This is a genomic window from Ignavibacteria bacterium (assembly GCA_016873845.1).
Lineage (GTDB): Bacteria > Bacteroidota > Ignavibacteria > Ch128b > Ch128b > JAHJVF01.
This window is the reverse complement of record VGVX01000144.1, coordinates 1-2,443: the sequence shown is the minus strand read 5'-3', so window position 1 is coordinate 2,443 and position 2,443 is coordinate 1. Positions and strand designations below refer to the sequence as shown.

General features: G+C 38.5%; 3 protein-coding genes. All 3 read right to left on the bottom strand.

Features of this window, described 5'->3' with window-relative positions; translation table 11 throughout:
• Nucleotides 1-68: 68 nt before the first annotated feature.
• Nucleotides 69-1,172: a serine/threonine-protein phosphatase gene (locus FJ213_13360; GenBank protein ID MBM4177140.1), complete on the bottom strand. Its 1,104-nt coding sequence runs from the start codon at nt 1,170-1,172 to the stop codon at nt 69-71.
• 114 nt (nt 1,173-1,286) lie between these two features.
• Nucleotides 1,287-1,967, bottom strand: a complete 681-nt coding sequence (locus FJ213_13355) for a class I SAM-dependent methyltransferase (protein ID MBM4177139.1) — start codon at nt 1,965-1,967, stop codon at nt 1,287-1,289.
• A 201-nt stretch (nt 1,968-2,168) separates the two neighbouring features.
• On the bottom strand, nt 2,169-2,369 hold the full coding sequence (locus tag FJ213_13350) for a DUF2283 domain-containing protein (GenBank protein ID MBM4177138.1): 201 nt from the start codon (nt 2,367-2,369) through the stop codon (nt 2,169-2,171).
• Between the last annotated feature and the right edge of the window lie 74 nt (nt 2,370-2,443).

Here is a 2,443-nt window from a genome sequence, read left to right as displayed (position 1 = left end):
ATGATTTTCAATTTTAATTTTTGAAGCTTTGTCGCTGAACATGATTTTCTCCTTTTTTTATTTAGCAGTTATACTTTTTTTAGTATTATCAAAGAAAGGTCGTCATTCGCACGTGCCTCGCCGATGAATTGTCCTATTTCAAAAATAATTCTTTCGCCGATGTGCTTTGGCGAGGAACTCCGCATGTCCTTCAGAAGATTGAAAAATCTTTCCGAGCCGAAAAACTGCCCCTGCTCGTTTTGTGCCTCTGTTAAACCGTCTGAATATGCGAAGAATATCTCGCCAGTTTTAAGCTTACGAGTTTGTTCGGTGTATCGATTGTTGTTTATTAATCCAAGTGCGGCTTCACCTTTATCTAATTCTTTAATGCTGTCAGCTTTTATTAAAACGGGAGGAAGGTGTCCCGCATTTACATAACTTAACTTGCCTAAATTCGGTGCGAGCTCAACATACAGCAAAGAAGCAAAAATATTTCTTAGACTATCTCTGAAAAAGATGTTATTAATTTTTGAGACGAGTTTTGACAGAGAATTGTATTCATCGGTCAAAGCTCTGATGGTTGCTTGCAGTTTTGTCGTCAGTAAAGCGGCTTGTAATCCTTTGCCTGCAATATCTGCGATTGCAATTCCGAATCGGTTGTCGCTTATTTTAATGAAGTCGACTAAATCGCCGCCGACTTCATTCGCAGGGCGAGTGTAAAGCCAAAGTTCCCAGCCCGGAACGGTTGGACATTGATCGGGCATAAGCGCAAGCTGAACTTTTTTGCCTGCTTCGAGTTCGCTGCGGGCGAGGAGCTTATCTTTTAATTCAAGCATTAAGACAATTAGTATTAAAATTCCACCGAGCAATCCCTCGTTTGTTCTTACGTTTGTATGTTCAAAGCTTATGCTTCGCGAAAAGAGGATTAGGACAACACCAATCAACAAGAGTATGCGCCGAAGAGGCGTGAGCTTGAAAAACATTCCTTTCAGCACCCACCACATTATAAAGAAGAATCGTTTCAGCCAGTGCATCTTATCGAGCTGAAGTTTTTTATCCGGATCGATGTAGAAATCTTTCAGATCTCGCATTTCGCTTCGGGCTTTTCTAAAAATGTCTTCTTCGGTCAGATCGCGTCGGATCGTTTCGAAGAATTTTGGTTCTGTGTTCGGTTTGGAATTATCTGAAGTCATTGATTTCGCATTTTTCTTAGTTCAATCATACGGAATTTTTTGGAATGTGTTGTGGTCAGAATTGTGTCTTTGTCTTTTTTCATTTTACAAAAGTTCTCGAGTATAATGCTGTATTTAACCAGTAACAACAATTTCACAAAACAAACTAGAACTATCAACTTCTTCTATCTTCACCGAGATGTTGTTTATGCTTGATGTTAATGCCTTGAATTGATCTGATGAGACTGTTGTTGCAGTGAATCCATCCTTGCAAACAATATTTCCGTTTTTTGTTTTTTTGTAATCGATTTCTCCCAGCAGTCTGGCATTTGACTGCATTTGGAACCACTCTAAACGATAATCCCAAAATTTTTCTGAGTAAGATGAGAAGAGAACAATTCCGCCGCGTTTTGTTACGCGAATACTTTCTTCGATTAAATTTTTCATATCGACATGAAATGCAGAAATCCCATTCTGAATACAAACCACCACATCAAAAGTATGGTTTAAAAACGAAAGTTGTTCAGCGTTCATCTGAGCAAAGAAGCAGTTAGAAATACTTCCAAACATTTCTTTGCCAAGCATTAAACTCGAAAGTGAAGTATCAATTCCAATTATTGACTTAGCTTTTTTACTGAGGGATGGAAATATTCTTCCGTAACCGCAGCCAAGCTCAATCGCCCAATCACTTGAACGGAGTTTCTCTAAAACATGATTCACTTCCGCATTCAAATACTGCTGAACACGCGGGGTTACAACTTCGTAAACACGTTTCAGTTTTTGAGCGGAGAGGGTGCGAGTGTAATAAGAAAACATATAATTAACTCTGCTTTAAGACTTTCTTTACTTTCTTCTTTATCAGCTTTTTATCTTCTCATAAGATGGCGGTGGACCTGTGCGGACTTATTTATTGTTAATAAACACTACATCCGAAAATTTCCAGTTGAACGAGCTCAATAAAAAACTATTTATGCAGTGGCCGTTACAAAGCTTTTGCTGTTGGAAGTGTCCTGAACTCTATGCACTTTCGTATTGAAGGATACTGAGCTGTTCGGGTTTCATTCTTTGACTTAAGTTCATGATTTCAATTCCAACCACTTTCCCCTCTGCATTAAAATCCAATACGACACCAGGTTGTACTTCTTCCGACTCAACGATTGAGGACTCATCCAATCGGAAGTAAAGTGCATCATCTTCTTTGCTTATTTTAAGTTTCATTGTTTTTCCTCTTATTTCAATCTCTTTACTTTCTTCCTTATCAGCTTTTTAATCTTCTCATAAGATGGCGGTGG